Raw genomic sequence first — 18868 nt, 5'->3', positions numbered from 1 at the left:
GCACCCGGATGAAACCCCCTCTGAAGGTAACACCGGTTCGTCAACTGCAGCTATAGGGGAAAGGTAAAATTGCTGTATATTCGCCAGGGCTGCAAAACAAACGGGGTACAAATTAGTGAGCGATGACAACGCCTCCCTAAACTGGTTTCGCCACGCCGCACCTTATATCAACGACCTGCGCGGCCGTACCCTGGTGATCGGCCTTCCCGGCGATGCACTGGAACACGCAAATTTCCGCAACCTGGTGCATGACCTCACGCTGCTGGTCAGCCTGGGAGCACGTCTGGTGGTTGTCCACGGTGCGCGCGCGCAGATAAATCGGGCCCTGGCCGAGCGCGGTATCGCGAATCAATTTCACGGCAACACCCGCGTTACCGACCGCGAAACACTGGAGGTAATCAAGGCCGCGGTAGGCAAACTCCGCTTCGAACTGGAAGCCGCTTTTTCCCAGGGCTTGCCGGACTCACCAATGGCGCGTTCGGCACTGAAGGTCGTGTCGGGCAATTTCATTACCGCGCGCCCTATCGGCGTGCTCGACGGTGTGGACCTGCGCTGGACCGGTACTGTACGCCGCATGGAGGTAAAAACCATTCAGCACGCTCTGGAGCAGGGCGCGTTGGTACTGCTGTCTCCGCTGGGCACGTCGCTGACCGGCGAACTGTTCAACCTCAATTATCTCGATTTAGCCTCGGAAGCCGCGCGTGCCTTGCAGGCAGAAAAACTGGTGTTGTTTCGCGAAGCACCACAACTCTCGATTGACGGCGAACGTGTCACGGAGCTCAGTATCGTGCAGGCGGAACAAATCACCTCGCGGGTGGACAGCGCAGCTTTGCGCTGCGCTATCGCCGCCTGCAATGCCGGCACGCCGCGCACACATCTGCTGAGCTACGCGCAGAACGGAGCGCTGATACAGGAGCTGTTTCGCCGCGAGGGCGCCGGCACCATGATTTACCGCGACAGCTACGAAGTGATCCGCCGCGCACGTATCACCGATGTGGGAGGCATTCTCGGCCTGATTCGCCCCTTGGAGACACAGGGCATACTGGTGCGACGCCCGCGGGAAAAGCTGGAAGCGGAAATCGACCACTTCACGTTGGTAGAAGTGGACGGCACTCCGGTCGCCTGCGCCGCGCTGTATCCGATTCACGATGAACAGGGTCAGGTTGTCGCGGCGGAACTTGCCTGTGTAGCTATACACCCGGATTTCCGCGGCAGCGGTCGCGGCGCCAAGCTATTGCGTCACCTGGAACGTCAGGCGGGTGTGCTCGGGATTAATGAACTCTTTGTACTGACCACGCAGACTGAACACTGGTTTATCGAGCAGGGCTTTAACCCGGCGACAGCAAAAGACCTGCCGGCTTCGCGCCAATCCCTGTACAACATACAGCGCAATTCGCGTGTTTTGCGAAAGCGGCTGCATCCATAACACCGGGATTTAAAAGGACTATAACCCTTTGCATCCCCAAAAATTGGGATGCAAATCTCCCCTTAGGGCATAACAGCCTCACAGCGCGCAAAATTTTCACAATTTTGGTAACCTTCGCCTTCTACGTCGTACCGTCCGGCTAGGGGCGGTGCAAAACCACAACTGAGTGAATCTATCCGGAATTCTCTATGCCCCAATACCGCTCCCGAACTTCCACCGCCGGTCGCAATATGGCCGGCGCCCGCGCCCTGTGGCGAGCGACCGGTATGAAAGACGGCGATTTTCAAAAGCCGATCATCGCCATCGCCAACTCCTTTACCCAGTTCGTACCCGGACACGTGCACTTAAAGGATATGGGCCAATTGGTGGCGGAAGAAATAGAACGTGCCGGCGGCGTGGCCAAAGAATTCAATACCATCGCGGTGGACGACGGCATCGCCATGGGGCACGACGGTATGCTCTACAGCCTGCCCAGCCGCGAGATTATCGCCGACTCGGTTGAGTACATGGTCAATGCCCACTGTGCCGACGCATTAGTCTGTATTTCCAACTGCGACAAGATCACTCCCGGAATGTTGATGGCCGCGCTGCGGCTGAATATTCCCACCATATTTGTTTCTGGCGGCCCTATGGAGGCCGGCAAGACCAAGCTTGCCGAGCACAAACTGGACCTCGTCGACGCAATGGTGATCGCGGCCACCGACACCGCCTCCGAAGAGACGGTAGCCGAATATGAGCGGTCCGCCTGCCCCACCTGTGGCTCCTGCTCGGGTATGTTCACCGCCAACTCGATGAACTGTTTGACCGAAGCCCTGGGCCTGGCCCTCCCAGGCAACGGCACCCTGCTGGCGACACACGCCGACCGCAAGCAGCTATTCCTCCGCGCCGGTCGTGAGATCGTCTCCCTGGCCAAGCGCTACTACGAGAATGACGACGAAAGCGCCCTACCGCGCAACATCGCCTGTCGCGCCGCTTTCGAAAATGCCATGGCCTTGGACATCGCCATGGGGGGCTCCACCAACACCATCCTGCACCTTCTGGCCGCCGCCCAAGAGGGGGGTATCGACTTTAATCTGGCGGACATCGACCGCCTGTCCCGACATATTCCACAATTATGCAAAGTGGCGCCCAACACCCAGAAATACCATATTGAGGACGTACACCGCGCCGGTGGCGTTATGGCCATTCTCGGCGAATTGGAGGCAGAGGGACTGCTTGATACATCCCTACCCACCGTACACAGCCGTACACTGCTTGAGGCCCTGGAACAGTGGGACATACGCCGTACCGACGACCCATCGGTACACAGTTTCTACCGCGCCGGCCCGGCGGGTATCCCCACGCAGACGGCCTTCCACCAGGACACCCGCTGGCCCAGTCTGGACGATGACCGGCAGAACGGCTGTATCCGCTCGGTGCAACACGCCTACACCTCAGAGGGTGGTTTGGCGGTGCTGTTCGGTAACCTGGCCCCAAATGGCTGTGTGGTGAAAACCTCCGGCGTTGACGAGGCGCTGTGGCGGTTCGAGGGCCCAGCACATATCGTCGAAAGCCAAGAAGCTGCGGTGGAGCACATACTCGGCGGCAAAGTTGAGGCCGGCGAGGCTGTCATTGTGCGTTACGAGGGGCCCAAGGGCGGACCCGGCATGCAGGAAATGCTCTATCCCACCAGCTATTTGAAATCCAAGGGGCTGGGCAAATCTTGCGCATTGATTACCGACGGCCGTTTCTCCGGCGGCACCTCCGGACTTTCCATCGGCCACGTATCACCCGAGGCTGCCTCTGGTGGCGCTATTGGACTGGTGGAAAATGGGGACACTATCCGTATCGATATCCCGGCGCGCAGTATTGAAATACTGATCAGTGATGAAGAACTAGAGCGCAGGCGCTCCGCGATGGAAGCCAAAGGCGCGAATGCCTGGAAGCCTACCGAGGTGCGCCCGCGCAAAGTAAGCAAAGCACTGAAAGCCTATGCATTGCTGGCTACCAGCGCAGACAGGGGTGCAGTGCGTGAAATAGACTGAACGAGTCCACAAGCGCGGCCTGAGGCCGCGCCTGCACCTGTTTTAATCCCCCAGCTTGTAGCGGATACGGTTACGTACACCGTATTGCTCCACTGGCACTCCATCCCTCAGCTGCGGCTGATATTTAAATCTCGCCGCAGCTGCGATCGCTGAGCGGTTAAAAACATTCGTCGGATTGCCGGCGCTGTCATAGCCCGCTACTACACGTACATCCTTTACGCTACCCGTCTTGGTGATTGTAAATTCCACCACAACATAGCCCTCTATGCCTTTACGCAACGCGGCGCTGGGATAGCGGGGCGAGGGTTTGAATACCGGTACCGGATCCCTGGAAACTACTATCTGATTAGCCTCATTACTGACAGTAGGCGGCGCCATTACGGTGGGGATTTTCGGTATGGTCGGGTCCACTGCTGGCGGATCAAAGGTAGGCTGCGAGGGCACCGGCTGTGGCGGTTGAGGCGGCTCCTCCCTGATCGTTGTCACTTTCATTTCCGGCATATGAACCGACTTTATTGGTGAATATTCTTCAGCAGGCGGCTCCGAAAAATCTGTGGCAATCAACCGACTCATCGCCACGACTAGCAGCGTGGTGGCTACAGCTGCCATTGCGAAACTTCGCCCGTAGTGGGCCAGTTGGTGGGAAACAAGCGGGAGATTGGAAATTAGCAGATAAGCTCTACCCATAACACCTCTCCTTTTATTATTTGGGTGTTAAATCGGTAAACATCACCAGTGTTGGAAGGAGCTGATCAGCTACTGTTATTTAATAGCCGATTTACATGCATTTGTAAATAATTCGCAATTAACTGTGCATTTTTCAACCGCTTGTAAAACAAACACCACAAAAAAAGGCCGCGCATCACTGCGCGGCCTTTTCAATGGGAAGAGTGTATGGCAATCAGATCGCCAGTTGCTCCTCGCGTTTCTTCTCGCTCTCAACAAAGGCAATCCACTGCTCGGCAAATTTTTTGGAGCGATCGTATTTTTTCGCTTCCTTCAAATGCTTCAATGCAGTGTCATACTTTTTAAGGTTGGCATTGGCCATACCCAGAACGATGTACAGCTGGTCCGGGCGCTTGATGCCCCCTTTCTTGAGCGCTTTGGCACCCATTTCAACGGCTTTCTGATTCTTGTCCAGATCCAGATAGATACCGGCCAGACGCGAATAAATGTCACCCTTGTCGGACAGCTGAGCCGCGGCCTCCAGCTCGGGGATAGATTTTTGCAACTCCTGCGCCATCTGGTAAGCCTGTGCAAGGGTTTCCAGATTCTTCGAAGTGCGCTTGATCTTTTTCTCCGCGAGCCCTTTTTTGATGACCTTGGCCCCTTTGTAGGGCATCTCGTTCCCCATAAAGAGATAGGCCATATTCAATAGCTCTTTCTCTTTCTGCAGAGCGCCAGCGATATAGGCCGCCTCCATCATATGCAGCTGATCCTTATCCCGCTTCAGCTCTCCGTACATACCTGCAAGCTGCTTGTAGTACTCGGCTTTCGGATAGTGCTTGACCAGTTTCTCGAGAATCGAGGTTACTTTCTTGTAATCATTTTTCTCGTAATAGAGGAAGCGCTGTAAGCCAAACCAGCTCTCCTTCGGCACCTTGCCCTCTTTTTCGTACATCGACACAGCAGTATTGATATCCGACAGCGCTTTACCATTATCGCCTTTTTGGTAATAGGCCTGGCCGCGCAGGGCATAGGAATCCGCAGTAATCTGATCTTTCTCGGCTACAGCAAACCACTTGTTCAGGTAATTCAGAGCCTGATCGTAGTTCTCTGTTGCGAAATACAGCTGGGCAATAGTCAGCAGAGTACCCACTTCCAGTGCCACAGGCAGGTTTTCAGCCCCCTGCGCCAACACCTTCTTGTAGTAGGTGATCGCTTCATTGAAGCGCTCCATACTGTAGTAGACGTAGCCGTAGAAATAGTACATCTGCGCGATTTCGTACGCATTGTACTTCGCCTTCCCGGCTTCCATCTCTTTCAATGCAGCCAAGGCCGCATTCCAGTCCTCAGCATCGGCCGCTTCCTGCACCTTACCCAGCTTCTTAAACACATTCTCGCGCATCGCGGGCACTTTGCGTGTCTTCTGCTGGGCCTGAGCCTGAGCAAAAGAGACTTTCATACCCGCGCTTTCCAGCACGGTGACACTCACCGCCGGAGCCAGTACGAGGGGCAGCGCTACCGACGTGTGCAGGGCGAGCCTAGTGAAAGCTCTCGTCACTGTCGTCAACTTCATATGCTTCCCCTTTAGTTCTTGGCCAGGTTAAAGCTGATCTTGGTTTGTACACCAGGGACTTCGACCGGCTCTCCATCGACTACCCGCGGCTTATATTTGTACTTCAGCGCGGATTTGATCGCAGCCCGATTGAAGATGGTAGTGGGATTGCCGTCTACGGTATAAGCCTCCACCACATGCGGATCGCGCACGGAACCATTTTTGGTCACCGTATATTCCACAATCACCCAGCCTTCAATGCCCCGCTGCAACGCCCGGCGGGGATACTGCGGCTGCACCTTCACGATCGGCAGGTAATCCCCCTCACTGAATGCGCCGCCGAGACCACCGATCTTTAAGTCAGCCTGCGCACGCGGTGCGGACATGCTGATGGAGTCATCCAGGTCGGGCTGATCAAACTCAGGCTCCGGCATTTCCGGCGGCGGCGTTTCCGGCTCGTCGGGCTTGTCCGGCTTGCTGGTATCGTACTGGGTTTCGATCTTCTGCTCAGGCATCACCACATCGGCAACCTTGATCTGTTGCTCCTCTTTGGGAGCACCGAGGTTTGCCTCGATCAGCGCGTGCATGGTGAAGATCAGGGCAAAGGTGGTGGCAACCGCCAGTACACCCGCCCCTAATAGTCTTACCGGATTCATAGCTGTTAACTCTTTTCTGTCGCGACCGAAACTTTCTCGATACCGATTTTCCTGGCGGCGTCTGCAATCAGGGCTATCTTCTCGATACTCGCTTTTTTATCGGGCTGAATTACCAACCACCCTTTCGGGTTTTCCGCATAGAGGCGCTCCAGAGTAAGTTTCACTTGGCGCTCGTCTACTTTTTCCTTGGCAATCCAGATTTCGTCGTTATCTTTGATCGCTACCAAAATCGAGGTGGCTTTGAGTTCAGCCTGTGTCGCTTCCGGCTTCAACACATCGACACCCGGCTCCTTGATAAAGGTAGCGGTGACGATAAAGAAGATCAGCATGATGAACACCACGTCCAGCATGGGAGTGAGGTCAATCGCGCCTGCTTCTTCTTCTGCCGTATTTTGATTTCTGCTCATAGCAACTCTCTTAGCAAACTTTCTCGGCGGGGCTCTCCACAATAAGAGATGCCCCGGCGAAAGTTTCTGGCTTGGCTAAACCTTCACGGCAAATAAAGCCGGGCTGTATCTGCCGCCTGTGGCGCCTTAGTGATCCATCGTCAGATGATCTTCCAGAAGCTGGGTTTCGCGCTCCGCCTTGCGGGTGATGTAGGTGTTGGCAAATACGCCTGACAGTGCCGCAACCATCCCCGCCATTGTCGGGATAGTTGCCATGGAAACACCACTGGCCATCTGCTTGGCATCACCGCCACCGGTGATCGCGAGAACCTCAAACACATTGATCATGCCCCAAACGGTGCCCAGCAGCCCAAACAGAGGGGCCAGAGCCACACAGGTCTGGATCATGTCCATGTTGTCTTGAATTTTCTCGGATACCCGGGATATCAGCGCTTCACGAATGCGATGGGCATTCCAGGACTTGCGCTCAGCGCGCTCTTCCCACTGCTCCACCGCTCCCTTTACGTCTTCCTTCAACGATTTGTGGAAGTAGAAGACGCGCTCAAAAATCAGCGTCCACATAAAGAAGGTCAGGCCGGCGATCAGAAACAGTACTGGCCCGCCCGACGCCATAAAGGCGTTGACGGCGGCCCATGCGTCAGACAATGCGTGCATGTTGCCGCCTCCTCTTAGTTACGCTCGGCGTTTTCCGCCACGATGCCTGCACTCTGCTCTTCAAGGATGTGCAGGATGCGCTTGGCCCGGCCGTTTACGATGGTGTGCATCAGTACTGTCGGGATAGCAACACACAGACCCAGCACGGTGGTTACCAGCGCAGAGGAGATACCGCCGGCCATAGCTTTCGGATCGCCAGCGCCGAAGATGGTGATCGCCTGGAAGGTGATGATCATACCGGTTACGGTACCCAGCAGACCCAGCAGCGGCGCCACCATGGCGATGATCTTCAACAGGTTCAGACCGGACTCGATGGCCGGGCGCTCTTTCAGCACCGCCTCTTCCATCTTCAGTTCCAGAGTTTCGCCGTCCACGCCCTTGTTCTCTTCCGCTACGGCCAGTACACGACCCAAGGGGTTGTTGGTATTGGCGGAGGAAGAACGCAGCTGTGCATTAACCCGGGCACTGACACCGGACAGTACGATCAGGCGCCAGATCGCCAGCAGCATCGCAACCGCACCGACGCCGGTGATGATGTAGCCAACAATGCCGCCCTGATGCCAACGTTCAACCAGGCTCGGGCTGTTGATCATGGCTTTCAGGTAGGAACCGCCAGTAGGACCGGTCGGGTCAACGCCAAAAGCGGTAAAGCCAGCGGAAGCGTTTTGCAGGTTCTGAGCCATGCTCAGGTACTTGCCATCGGGCTGGCGCACCAGCTCGGCCAGCTTGTAGCCTTCCAGCATTTCCAGATATTTACCGTTGGAGACCAGGTTGAAGTTACCAACACGTACAACTTCCTGTTCAACCTGCTCACCGTCGGGCTTGATAACGGTGGCTGTAAACTTGACCACTTTGCCGGACTCAACAGTCTCACGCTGCAGCTCGTACCACAGGCGCTCGATTTCCTCGATAGTCGGCAGCTTGGTAGCGGAGTTCATTTTGTCGATCAGCGTATCGATGAACTCGGTGCGGCCGGGGTATTGAGCGGATACGATGGAGTTGTCGAGGTTGGCGCGCAGGTCGCCGGCGGTGGAGGTCAGGTGGCCGAAAAGTTCTTTCAGAGAACCGAGGCGTTCGTCCAGCTGCTGACGCTTCTGCTGAACCATCACTTCCTGCTCCTGGTACTTCTGTTCCAAGCGCTCGGAACGGGCCTCTTCGGCAGCTCGGGTGTTCTTGGCTTTCGTCAACAGGGCCTGTTGATTGGCTTTCTGGCGACGGAATTCGGCTTCACGCTGCTTGTGTTCTTTGGATTCGGCAATTTTTGATTGCTGAACCATCTTCAACAGCTGATCCAGGGAAGTGGCTTTATCCTGGGCAACGGCGGAGAAACTGATCAGGCCAGCCGCTGCTGCTACTATTACGCGTTTGGCGATAGAGGTTTTCATTGCGCTGCCTCCGGAGCCGGGATCGGCATGGTCATAATATCGATAGTGGCCTGTTTCTTGGCGATCTTCAGGCCGTTCATGACTGCACGGCGGTATTCGCCGGAGTCGATCTCAACCCAGGCCTTCTGGTCTTTGTCGTAGGCCAGAGAGATTTTGGAATCGGTAGTCTGAGCCAACAGGGCGATGCGGCCGATCTGCAGCACTTTTACTTCGCGATCTTGGCCAGCCACATTCAAGGTATCGCTATAGCTGTCGATCTTGCGCGCGTATTCGGCTTCGAAGTTGTACAGCTCCAGAACCTGGCGGAATTTCTCCGCGACAGTGATATCCGAGCGGTCCATGTTGTTCTTGACACCTTCAAGGTTGGCGAGGCGCTCATCCAGCTTGAAGGGCATATCCAACTCGATGAACTGCTCCAGACCTTCCAGCATACGCAGAATCAGCGGCTGGATCTGGCGCTCGATCACGGTAACGTTTTCAATGGATTCGTCCAGCTCTTTAATGACTTCCAGCTGGTTGGCCAGCTGCTTCTCAAGCTGGCGGTTGTAGACTCGCAGACCGTCGATTTCCTTGTTGACCACCTTGAAATCCTGCAGCAGGCTGCTGGTCTCTTCGGCAATCTTGTCGATGCGCTTTTGTGAGGCCTGGGCCGCTGCGGTCTTCTGTTGACCGACGGCGAGCACATTATCGAGAGTATCCGCATTGGCTACGCTGCCGTAGAGCGCGCCGGCAGAGAGCGCAGTGGTCAGCGCCACAGCCATGAATCGCTTGGTTTTCATTAGACCCCCCAGTGGGTTCAATATTTCACAACATGGTCGCGATGAGTTAGCTGCCACAACGCGGTGTCCTTTTGTTTTAAAAACAGTAGTGTCAAGACAGCTAAGAGCCGCACATTGTAAACAGCAGAATTGATTATTCAAATGCCGATTGACAGTATTGCCCCATGTGTGTAGCAAGGTAACAACCAGGTAACAAACCCGGGAGATATGCACACACTTGTGGCAATCTGACCTGTGCGGATAGTAACAAAAGCTACCAGAATGATAGCTTTTTGATCAATATGATTTTATTTTAACCTGTCGTACTGAACTAAGCAGTAGCTATATTCGTCCCTGTCAGACGCGGGGTAACACTCGCGACTGATCTCCTTCCAGCAGTCACCCAGCGCTGGAAAAAAAGCATCCCCTTCCACCTCTGCGTCCACATGAGTGATGTAGAGGCGCACGGCCCGGGGCATGGCCTGCCGGTAAATTTGCCCGCCGCCGATCACCATAATCTCCGCGGCGCCCGACTCCAAAGCCGACCGGCGGGCCAACTCGAGCCCCTGCTCCACGGATGGAGCACATTTTACTCCTGCAGCGGACCATTCCGGATTGCTGCTGATCACAATATTTTCGCGGCCCGGTAGCGGCCGGCCGATAGACTCAAACGTCTTGCGCCCCATCACCACCGGTTTGCCGAGTGTGGCGCGCTTGAAGAACTGCAAATCACCGGACAAACGCCAGGGCAACTGGTTTGCACGGCCTATGGCACCATTGCGCGCCACTGCGGCGATTAAGGCTACGGGGATATCTCTCATCGCCGGGAACCTATACCGCCACCGGCGCCGGGATATGCGGATGCGCCCGGTAGCCGCGCAACTCAAAATCCTCGTAACAAAAGGCGAAAAGATCGCTCACCTCGGGATTCAGGTGCATCTGCGGCAGCGGTAACGGCTCGCGAGCAAGCTGCTCTTCCACTTGTTCCAGGTGATTCAAGTACAGGTGGGCATCGCCGAAGGTATGGATGAATTCACCCGGCTTCAGGCCACACACCTGCGCAATCATCAGTGTCAGCAAGCTGTAGGAAGCGATATTGAACGGCACACCGAGAAAGATATCGGCACTGCGCTGGTACAGCTGGCAAGACAGGCGGCCGTCGGCCACATAAAACTGGAAGAACGCGTGGCAGGGGGCCAGCGCCATGCGCCCCTCAGCGACATTCGCCTTCGGCGGCACGCCCTCGTCCGGAAGGTCGGCGGGGTTCCAGGCACTGACGATCAAGCGACGGGAATCCGGACGGGCTTTCAACTGCTCGAGCAACTGAGCCATCTGATCAATATAACGGCCATCCGGGGCCGGCCAGCTACGCCACTGACGGCCATAAACAGGCCCCAGATCACCGTTATCCGCAGCCCATTCATCCCAGATGCGCACACCGTGTTCTTTCAAATAAGAGATATTGGTATCGCCGCGCAAAAACCACAGCAACTCGTGAATAATCGAGCGCAGGTGGCATTTCTTGGTGGTGACCAGCGGAAAACCCGCGGACAAATCAAAGCGCATCTGATAGCCGAACACACTCAGAGTGCCAGTTCCAGTGCGATCGCTCTTGCGGGTGCCCTTTTCACGCACATGGCGCATCAAATCCAGATACTGCTTCATCGATCAGGCCCCCTCTTTCGCCTGGGCAACGTTTTTCTTATCGCTGCGCGACTCCGGCAGCGGCTGGGTGCGGTAGCTCCACACCAACAGCGCTATACCGATCGCAATCATCGGCAGGCACAATTCCTGGCCGCGAGTCATCCAGCCGAACCACTCGTAGCCGATATGGGCGTCCGGTTCGCGCACGAACTCCACGAGGAAGCGGAAGATGCCGTACAGGGTCAGGAAGAGACCGCCAACCGCCAAACGCGGGCGCGGCTTACTGGAAAACCACCAAAGTATTGCGAACAGGACCGCGCCCTCGAGGAGCGCTTGATAAAGCTGTGACGGATGGCGTACCAACAGTTCGGGATCCCGCGGAAACACCATTCCCCAGGGCACATCGGTGGGTCGCCCCCAGAGTTCCTGACCGATAAAATTTCCGATACGGCCGAGCCCCAGGCCAATGGGCACCAGCGGCGCCACAAAGTCGATCAAGGCTGGGAAAGTTGTACCAATTTTGCGGGCATACAGGGTCGCGGCCACAATCACCCCCAAGAGGCCGCCGTGAAAACTCATGCCCCCCTCCCACACTTTAAACAGGGACAGGGGATGCTCTACCAGCTCCCCCAAGTTATAGAAAACCATATACCCGAGTCGCCCTCCGGCGACCACGCCAATGGCACAGTAGAGAATCAAATCCTCCACCTCCGACTTAATCACTGGCGACCAGGGTTTGGCGGAGCGCTTCAATGCCAGCAACCAAGCGGCGATAAAGCCGACCAGGTACATCAGTCCGTACCAGTGCACCTTGAGCGGGCCAATCGCAATGGCCACCGGATCAATTTCGGGATATGGAATCATCGATGTTCACAACCTTTCGAAACGGACGACATTATGAAGGAAGGATGAGGAATGATGAATCACGATTTTATCTTCACCAGTAGTCGGCCTTTATGACCATCCGGCACACACCCAGTGGCCTGCAGCCGAAATTCATCCCCGGTCTGAGCAAATCGGCTATGCTGCCGGTTCGTCCCACTTTCACGCCACCACTATGTGTCTGCTGCTATTCGCCTATCGCTGCCACCCCCGATACCCACTGCTGCTTCTCGCCAATCGCGACGAGTTCTACGACAGGCCCGCGGCACCGGCAGCGCCCTGGCAGGGAGAAGGCGTGGTGGCCGGGCGCGATCTACAAGCGGGCGGCACCTGGGCCGGCATCGCCCGCGGGCGCGTAGCGGCAGTGACCAATATCAGAGAACCCCGACGCGCAGAGCCGGAAGCGGTTCTGTCCCGCGGCGATATACCGAGAGACTTCCTGCACAGTCATGCCACTCCCAGTGAATTTGCCGCCGGCCTGGCAAATCGGACTTACCGCGGTTTCAACGCCCTGCTGTTCCAGTTCGGTGCCGAGGCGGAGCTGGTCTGCGCCGGAAACCGGCACAAGCCTTTTAATTTTTCCCGTGGAGTCCACGGTATTTCCAACGGCACACCGGATGCCCCATGGCCCAAAGTCGAAAAAGGCCGGGCTGAGCTGCGGGAGCTGCTGGATGGCATCAGCGGCGAGATCACCGACAACAATTTCGTGCGCCCGGCGCTGACCCTGCTACAAGACAGATCCCGGGCACACCCGGAGACACTGCCCAACACGGGTGTTGGCCCGGAGCTGGAAATGGCCCTATCTCCGATCTTCGTTCAAATCAAAGAGCGCGACGGCAACCCCGTCGCGGACGGGGCTGGTGATTACGGGACCCGCGCCAGTACATTGGTCGCCGTCGACGACAGCGGCGCCACCCAGTTGTGGGAGCAGAATTACGACAACGGCGAACCCTGCGGACCAGTCCGTCATTTTCGGCTCAGCAGCCAAGATTGTCATTAACGCGAAATGAAGCCCACGCCAAGCAAATCCCGGATTTGTTGCCATACTTAGTTGCACAGGCCAGGTTTGGTTGAGTTACGCGCAAAGTGACCCGGACCACGGCCTATATAAAGGAAGGTCGCGCGGGATGCATGACAAAGGTGGGCTGTCGATACATCGACGAACAACGGGATTGGTCCACCGCAGGTTGGGAAGGTATTAACGATCTGGCATCCGGCTCGCTGACAGCAAACCGGACCCCGCAGTATTGCTGAGGTACCATGTCGTATTTCACCCCCAAACGCCGCACACGTAAATCGCTTCTGCCGTTGCTGACTCTGGGCAGCCTGTGCGTCTTTGCCCTCTACTACGCATTTGCCGCCAATCAACAGACAGAACCGGTGCTACCGGACAATGCTGTGCGCCCGCACCTGGTGCTCTGGCTGGAGGAAAATCCCGACGCCTGGCCGGCACAGGACCCCATTTTTAATCCGGCTGCGGTGCGCCGCATCTACCGGCGCACCGACTACCGGCTGCTGTGGTTCGACAACTACAACCTCAGCGATACGGCCAACGATCTGTTAAAGCAGCTCACCGCAGCCAGCTCCGGCAACCCCAGCAGCATGGTGGACTACCGCTACCACCTGGGCTACTTCGACCGCACTCTCCGCGACACACCCCAACGCCTGCAGATGGCGGCGGTATTGGACGTATTGCTGACCGATGCGTTCGTCTCCTACGCGCGGGATACTCAGCTAGACAAGCTCACACCGAAAAGCCGCCCACCGAAAGGCGTCACCCCCGTCTATCACCAGGCGGGCGGATTTCAATTAGCGCAGCTCAACACATCACGCCAGAACAATGCCACCGACAGCGGCTATCGCACCGTCAGCGACGTGAGCCCCCCCGGCAACTACGCGCGCGACCGCAGCCGTGAACGCTACTACTACAATCGCGGGCGCGGCATAACCCGCTTCCGTCACTATTCCACCTGGGGCAGCCGCAGTTACAGTACCCGCAACTACAGTGCCAGTGCCCGCAACTACCCCTATCAAGAATCCCGGCAAGAGGCTGGTAATCTGGCGACCTCCGAGCCATTGTCTGGAAACAGTGAAGGTCCCTACATAGAGGAAAACACCCCCTACGGTGGGGATGTGGCCGCCCTGCGCAACGAGCTGGCGCGACTCCGCGGCCTTTCCGCCAGTGGCCGCTGGCGCCCCCTGCCTCCCGGACCAGCTATGACTCTTGGCGCGCGCCACCCTCATGTGGCCCTGCTGCGCAATATGCTCGCACTCTACGGTGACTATTACAGCTACGGCGGCGAGCCCAACAGCGACAGATTTGACCAGCGACTGCACGAAGCGGTACTGCGCTTTCAGGAACGCCACGGCCTCAAACCCGATGGCATTGTCGGGCGAGAAACCCGAAAACGCCTGAATCTGTCGCCGGCCGCACGCGCACAAATTGTGGAAATCAATATCCGCCGCCGCGAACAGCTGCCTGCACACCTTGGCAACCGCTTCGTTCAGGTCAATGTTCCGGAATACAAGTTGCACTATGTGGAAGACGATCGCATCAGGCTGTCGATGAATGTGGTGGTGGGCAAAAAGAAACACGCGACCCCGGAGATGACCACCCGGGTCAGCAAAGTGATCTTCAACCCCACCTGGACAGTGCCGCGCAGCATTCTGGTCAACGAGATACTCCCCAAGGCCCGCGCCAACCCCACGGGCATGGAAAACATGGGTTACCGGGTAGTCAGCGGCAGCGGTGAATATCTGCCGCTGACACCGAAAAACCTATCCGCGGCCGGCGCAGGCTCCTACCTGTTGCGCCAGAAGGGGGGCGAGGACAATATCCTCGGGCGGGTGAAGTTCGAAATCCCCAACCGGCACGATATTTATCTGCACGACACCCGGGCCCGCAGCCTCTTCGCCAAAACCGACCGCGATTACAGCCACGGCTGCATACGCCTGGAAAAACCCCGCCACCTGGCCGAAGCCCTGCTGCGGCCAGAAGGGAACTGGGACCAGTGGCGCATCGACCAGCTCACCACCGGTGACGAAACCACCGAGGTCGAACTGAAGCAGCGGGTGCCCGTATATATCACCTACTGGACCGCATGGGTGGATGGCCGGGGCCATCTCAACTTCCGCGACGACATCTACGGCAAAGACGGCCTCTCCGCAAATCAGTGGTGAGATCGGCGGCCGGTGACTCCGAGCACCGGCCGCTAACCACCCGCCACCGATATTCCCTAAAGGTATTTCGCCCCATTCCCGCCGCAGGTTACCAATGTGAGCAGGCAAGGCATCCTGTTGACAGGGGTAACCCATGGGTGTTGGCAAGCGACTCCATTTCCTCCAAAACCTGATCACACGCGGCAGTTTTATCGCCGCAATCCTTACGCTGTGGCTACTTCCCGGCCCGGGACAAGTCCACGCGGCCGAGGCCACAGCTTCCACCGAGAGCGGTGCCAGCAACCCCTTTACACCCTACGGCCGCCAGCACATGCTGTTGCGCGAAGCACTGGCGCGCTACCTGGCACTTGCCGATAGCGAAATCTGGGTCCCCCTGGACGCAGGACAACCCTTGGCGCCCGGCATGCGCGATCCGCGAGTGAAGCAGCTGCGCAGCCTGCTGATGCAGTACGGAGACTACCCGCTTAACGATCACACCGGCGACAGCCACGCCGCAGACGAATACGACGAACGACTGCGGGCAGCCGTGCGCCGATTCCAGCGCCGCCACGGGCTCAAAGCCGATGCCCTGGTGGACAAGCGCACCCGCGCGCGCCTGAATGTCCCCCCCGCAAAAGTGGCGAGGATATTGGCCGCCAACCTAAAACGCTGGAGGGAGCTGCCCAAGGAATTGGGGCCGCGCTATATCCTGATCAACATTCCCGACTTCAGCTTGCGGCTAATCGACGGCGGACAGGAAGAGTTCCGCATACGCGTGGTGGTGGGCAAACCCGAGCACAAAACACCGCAACTGGCCACACGCATGACGCGGCTGGAGGTCAACCCCACCTGGCGGGTGCCGCGAGAAATCGCCCTGCGCGAACTATTGCCAAAAGGCGGCGCCAGCCTCTCTGCCAGTGGTTACCAGCTGGTGAATCAGCGAGGGCGGACGCTCCCCTTCTCTAGGGGCAATATCGCCGCGATCCGCAAAGGCAAGGTGATGCTGCAGCAGCGGGGCGGGCCTGGGAACGCCCTGGGGCGGGTTAAATTTGTCATTCCCAACCGCGAAGCCATTTTTCTCCACGACACCAACAGCAAACACCTGTTCAAACACAGCCTGCGCGCTTTTAGTCACGGCTGTATCCGCCTGGAAAAGCCGCTCGAATTTGCACGCCTGATACTGGCGCAACAAAACGGCTGGAGCGATGCGCGCATCGACCGCATCCTCTTGAGCAATCGCACGCGGGGAGTGGCGCTGGAAAAGCCGATACCGGTTTACATCGCCTACTGGACCGCGTGGGTTGACCGGGAAGGTCTGCTGCAATTTCGCCCCGATATCTACGGCCTCGACAAGGAGGAAACTGCCGATGACGATCCAGGGCGCAAGGAAAATCGACAGCCGGAGTAAGCCATGACACAGAGACAAGCCCGTTTCCGACCGGGCCACTGGCTGGCAACCCTGCTTATTCTGGCGGCGACCGCCACGCCTCTGCTTGCATACACACCAGCGCAGGGGGCGCCGGCACTGGTTCCCGCCGATGTCAGCGCGGCACTGCGCCGCACCGCGGATCGCTACCGCCAGTTACAACAACAGTGGCGGCCACTGTCCGGAGAAATGCCACTCGCCCCGGGGGATAGGGGGGAGAGAGTAACTCAACTGCGCCACTTGCTCGAACTCTATGGAGACTACAAAGGCACACCTGGCCCCCTACCGGAATGGGTAGCGGATCGCCAGCGCTTCGACAGCGCCCTGCAACGGGCAGTGGAGAACTACCAAATGCGCCACGGTCTGGCGGTCACCGGTGTCGCCGGGCCCGCCACACTAGCGGCGCTTGCAGTGCCGCCGAAGGAACGCGCACGCCGCCTGGAGCTAAACGCATCACGCTGGGACAAGCTTTCTCTGCCAGCCGACGGACGCTATGTATTGGTCAATGTGCCGGACTACCGGCTGCAGCTGATCGACAAGGGCCGGGTGGCCCTCAGTATGAAAATCGTGGTCGGCAAAACCAGCAGCCGCACCCCCGAACTGAAGAGCCGCATCACCAACGTGGTTTTCAACCCCACTTGGACTGTGCCGCGCAATATACTGCTCACAGAGCTGCTACCCAAGGCGCGCAATAATCCCGAGGCCATGCACAAACGCGGTTACCGGGTAATCAACTATCGCGGCGGCGATATTGCCCCCATCTCCGACGCCAGCATCGCCCGCGCCGCGGAGGGAGGTGCCACGTTGCGCCAGCTGAGCGGCCCAGACAATGCCCTGGGAAAAGTGAAATTTGTGATCCCCAACAACCAGGCCATATTTCTGCACGACACCCTGGCCCACAGCCAGTTCGCAATGCAAGAGCGCGCCTTCAGTCACGGCTGCGTACGCCTGGAAAAACCGGAAGAGTTGGCCTACGCACTGCTGAATTCTCAGGGGTGGGACAGAACCCGTATCGCCCAGACCGCCACCGGCAACGAGACACTCAACGTCAGAGTCGACAAGCCTCCACGACTCTTTATCACCTATCTCACCGCCTGGGTGGATAACGAAGGACGCCCGCAGTTTCGTCGCGATATTTACCATTTGGACACCCCGTAGCCCACCAACAACCCCCACGGCGCGGGAACTCCAGCGGTTGTGGAGCAAGCCTTGGGGCGGGTATGCCACAGCCCCCGAAAAACGACTGCAGGGCACGGTTTAGCACTGATCAGTCACAAAAAAATTTTTTTTCAATGCAATCGCAATAAATGACAACGCTGTCTCCATTTCTGGATTCCAGCCACCGAAAATACCCAGATTTCCCAAGAACCCACTTAGTCTGAGAGGAAACAAAATCCCAAGACTTTCCTAGGACTGTTTGCGAATTAGCACTGATCAGTTTGTAACCACAGGTTATTTTTTGTACATTTTCGCCGTACCCAGAGCCGCAACGCGCGCCAAGGGAACCCCATAAAAGAGATCCACGACGAGGCGGAAACCGGTATGAAAAATCCATCCAGACGTCGATTCCTGGCAGCAACCTGCGCAACAGTTGCGGCGGTCAGTGCCGGGCCGACTTTTGCAAAAGTGGGTAAATCCCGCACATTGAAAATGCGCAACCTGCACACCGGAGAGAGGCTGAGCACAGCCTATTGGGCAGATGGTGGCTACTTGAGCAGCGGCCTGAAGAAATTCAACCGTTTGCTGCGCGACCACCGCGCCAATGAGGTGACGCGCATGGACCCGAAGCTGTTTGACATTGTCTACAAGCTGAAGGAAAAGCTGAACTTTAACGGCGAGATCGAAATCATTTCCGGTTACCGGTCTCCCGCCACCAATGAGAAACTGCGCGCCATGGGGCGCGGGGTTGCCCGCCGGAGTTATCATACCCGCGGCATGGCACTGGACATCCGCATGCCCGGTGTGCCGCTGTCCAAGCTCCGCAGGGCCGCACTGGACCTGAAAGCGGGTGGCGTGGGTTACTACCCGAAGAGCAACTTTGTACACGTGGATACCGGCCCGGTTCGCCGCTGGTAATCCCACCTCACCCCTCAGAGCCGCCGGGCAACCCGGCGGCTTTTTTCATTGCACGGCTGCGCCCCGAAATGTCCGAAACCGCCCGCTGAAAGCCCTTAACGACCAGCCTCACGACCATTGCGACCGCGTAGGATCATGTCCTCAATTGACACA

General features: G+C 57.5%; 17 protein-coding genes. 7 read left to right on the top strand and 10 right to left on the bottom strand.

Features of this window, described 5'->3' with window-relative positions; genetic code table 11:
- Positions 1–115 precede the first annotated feature (115 nt).
- Both argA and ilvD read left to right on the top strand, forming a co-directional pair.
- Positions 116–1426 (top strand): amino-acid N-acetyltransferase, encoded by a 1311-nt coding sequence (gene argA / locus BM155_RS14730; RefSeq protein WP_074903938.1) that lies wholly within the window; start codon positions 116–118, stop codon positions 1424–1426.
- A 188-nt stretch (positions 1427–1614) separates the two neighbouring features.
- Entirely contained in the window at positions 1615–3450 is a 1836-nt protein-coding gene (gene ilvD / locus BM155_RS14725) for a dihydroxy-acid dehydratase (protein WP_074903936.1), read from the top strand.
- A gap of 42 nt (positions 3451–3492) precedes the next feature.
- Here the strand turns inward: ilvD and BM155_RS14720 are convergent, their stop codons facing one another.
- The 10 genes from BM155_RS14720 to lgt form a co-directional block, all read right to left on the bottom strand.
- Positions 3493–3936 carry an energy transducer TonB gene (locus tag BM155_RS14720; RefSeq protein ID WP_175487812.1) on the bottom strand — a complete coding sequence of 148 codons (444 nt, stop codon included), beginning with the start codon at positions 3934–3936 and terminating at the stop codon, positions 3493–3495.
- Positions 3937–4351: 415 nt separating this feature from the next.
- On the bottom strand, positions 4352–5689 hold the full coding sequence (locus BM155_RS14715; protein ID WP_074903934.1) for a tetratricopeptide repeat protein: 1338 nt from the start codon (positions 5687–5689) through the stop codon (positions 4352–4354).
- A gap of 11 nt (positions 5690–5700) precedes the next feature.
- A complete protein-coding gene (locus BM155_RS14710; protein WP_067155908.1) occupies positions 5701–6324 on the bottom strand; it encodes an energy transducer TonB in 624 nt (207 codons plus the stop codon).
- Positions 6325–6329: 5 nt separating this feature from the next.
- Positions 6330–6731, bottom strand: coding sequence for an ExbD/TolR family protein (locus BM155_RS14705; protein ID WP_067155911.1), 402 nt, complete (start codon positions 6729–6731; stop codon positions 6330–6332).
- A gap of 126 nt (positions 6732–6857) precedes the next feature.
- Positions 6858–7385: a MotA/TolQ/ExbB proton channel family protein gene (locus tag BM155_RS14700; protein WP_067155914.1), complete on the bottom strand. Its 528-nt coding sequence runs from the start codon at positions 7383–7385 to the stop codon at positions 6858–6860.
- Positions 7386–7399: 14 nt separating this feature from the next.
- A complete protein-coding gene (locus BM155_RS14695; protein ID WP_067155915.1) occupies positions 7400–8770 on the bottom strand; it encodes a MotA/TolQ/ExbB proton channel family protein in 1371 nt (456 codons plus the stop codon).
- On the bottom strand, positions 8767–9549 hold the full coding sequence (locus BM155_RS14690; RefSeq protein ID WP_067155917.1) for a DUF3450 domain-containing protein: 783 nt from the start codon (positions 9547–9549) through the stop codon (positions 8767–8769). The genes BM155_RS14695 and BM155_RS14690 overlap by 4 nt, the downstream gene beginning before the upstream one ends.
- A 287-nt stretch (positions 9550–9836) precedes the next feature.
- The gene (locus tag BM155_RS14685) at positions 9837–10349 is read right to left on the bottom strand and encodes a dihydrofolate reductase (RefSeq protein WP_067155920.1); all 513 of its coding nucleotides are present in this window, start codon (positions 10347–10349) and stop codon (positions 9837–9839) included.
- Positions 10350–10359: 10 nt separating this feature from the next.
- The gene (locus BM155_RS14680) at positions 10360–11193 is read right to left on the bottom strand and encodes a thymidylate synthase (protein ID WP_067155922.1); all 834 of its coding nucleotides are present in this window, start codon (positions 11191–11193) and stop codon (positions 10360–10362) included.
- A 3-nt stretch (positions 11194–11196) separates the two neighbouring features.
- Entirely contained in the window at positions 11197–12036 is an 840-nt protein-coding gene (gene lgt, locus BM155_RS14675) for a prolipoprotein diacylglyceryl transferase (RefSeq protein ID WP_067155923.1), read from the bottom strand.
- 193 nt (positions 12037–12229) lie between these two features.
- Between lgt and BM155_RS14670 the strand changes: the two genes are divergently transcribed.
- The 5 genes from BM155_RS14670 (at position 12230) to mepK (ending at position 18715) form a co-directional block, all read left to right on the top strand.
- Positions 12230–13054: an NRDE family protein gene (locus BM155_RS14670; protein WP_074903932.1), complete on the top strand. Its 825-nt coding sequence runs from the start codon at positions 12230–12232 to the stop codon at positions 13052–13054.
- Between the two features lie 260 nt (positions 13055–13314).
- A complete protein-coding gene (locus BM155_RS14665) occupies positions 13315–15234 on the top strand; it encodes a L,D-transpeptidase family protein (RefSeq protein ID WP_074903929.1) in 1920 nt (639 codons plus the stop codon).
- A 133-nt stretch (positions 15235–15367) separates the two neighbouring features.
- Positions 15368–16621, top strand: coding sequence for a L,D-transpeptidase family protein (locus BM155_RS14660; RefSeq protein ID WP_074903927.1), 1254 nt, complete (start codon positions 15368–15370; stop codon positions 16619–16621).
- 3 nt (positions 16622–16624) lie between these two features.
- Complete coding sequence (locus BM155_RS14655) at positions 16625–17797, top strand: L,D-transpeptidase family protein (protein ID WP_074903925.1); 1173 nt, start codon at positions 16625–16627, stop codon at positions 17795–17797.
- A 384-nt stretch (positions 17798–18181) separates the two neighbouring features.
- Positions 18182–18715 carry a peptidoglycan L,D-endopeptidase MepK gene (gene mepK, locus BM155_RS14650; RefSeq protein ID WP_067155933.1) on the top strand — a complete coding sequence of 178 codons (534 nt, stop codon included), beginning with the start codon at positions 18182–18184 and terminating at the stop codon, positions 18713–18715.
- Positions 18716–18868 lie beyond the last annotated feature (153 nt).

This window comes from Microbulbifer thermotolerans, assembly GCF_900112305.1.
Taxonomy (GTDB): Bacteria; Pseudomonadota; Gammaproteobacteria; order Pseudomonadales; family Cellvibrionaceae; genus Microbulbifer; species Microbulbifer thermotolerans.
This window is presented reverse-complemented; position numbering and strand designations above follow the sequence as displayed.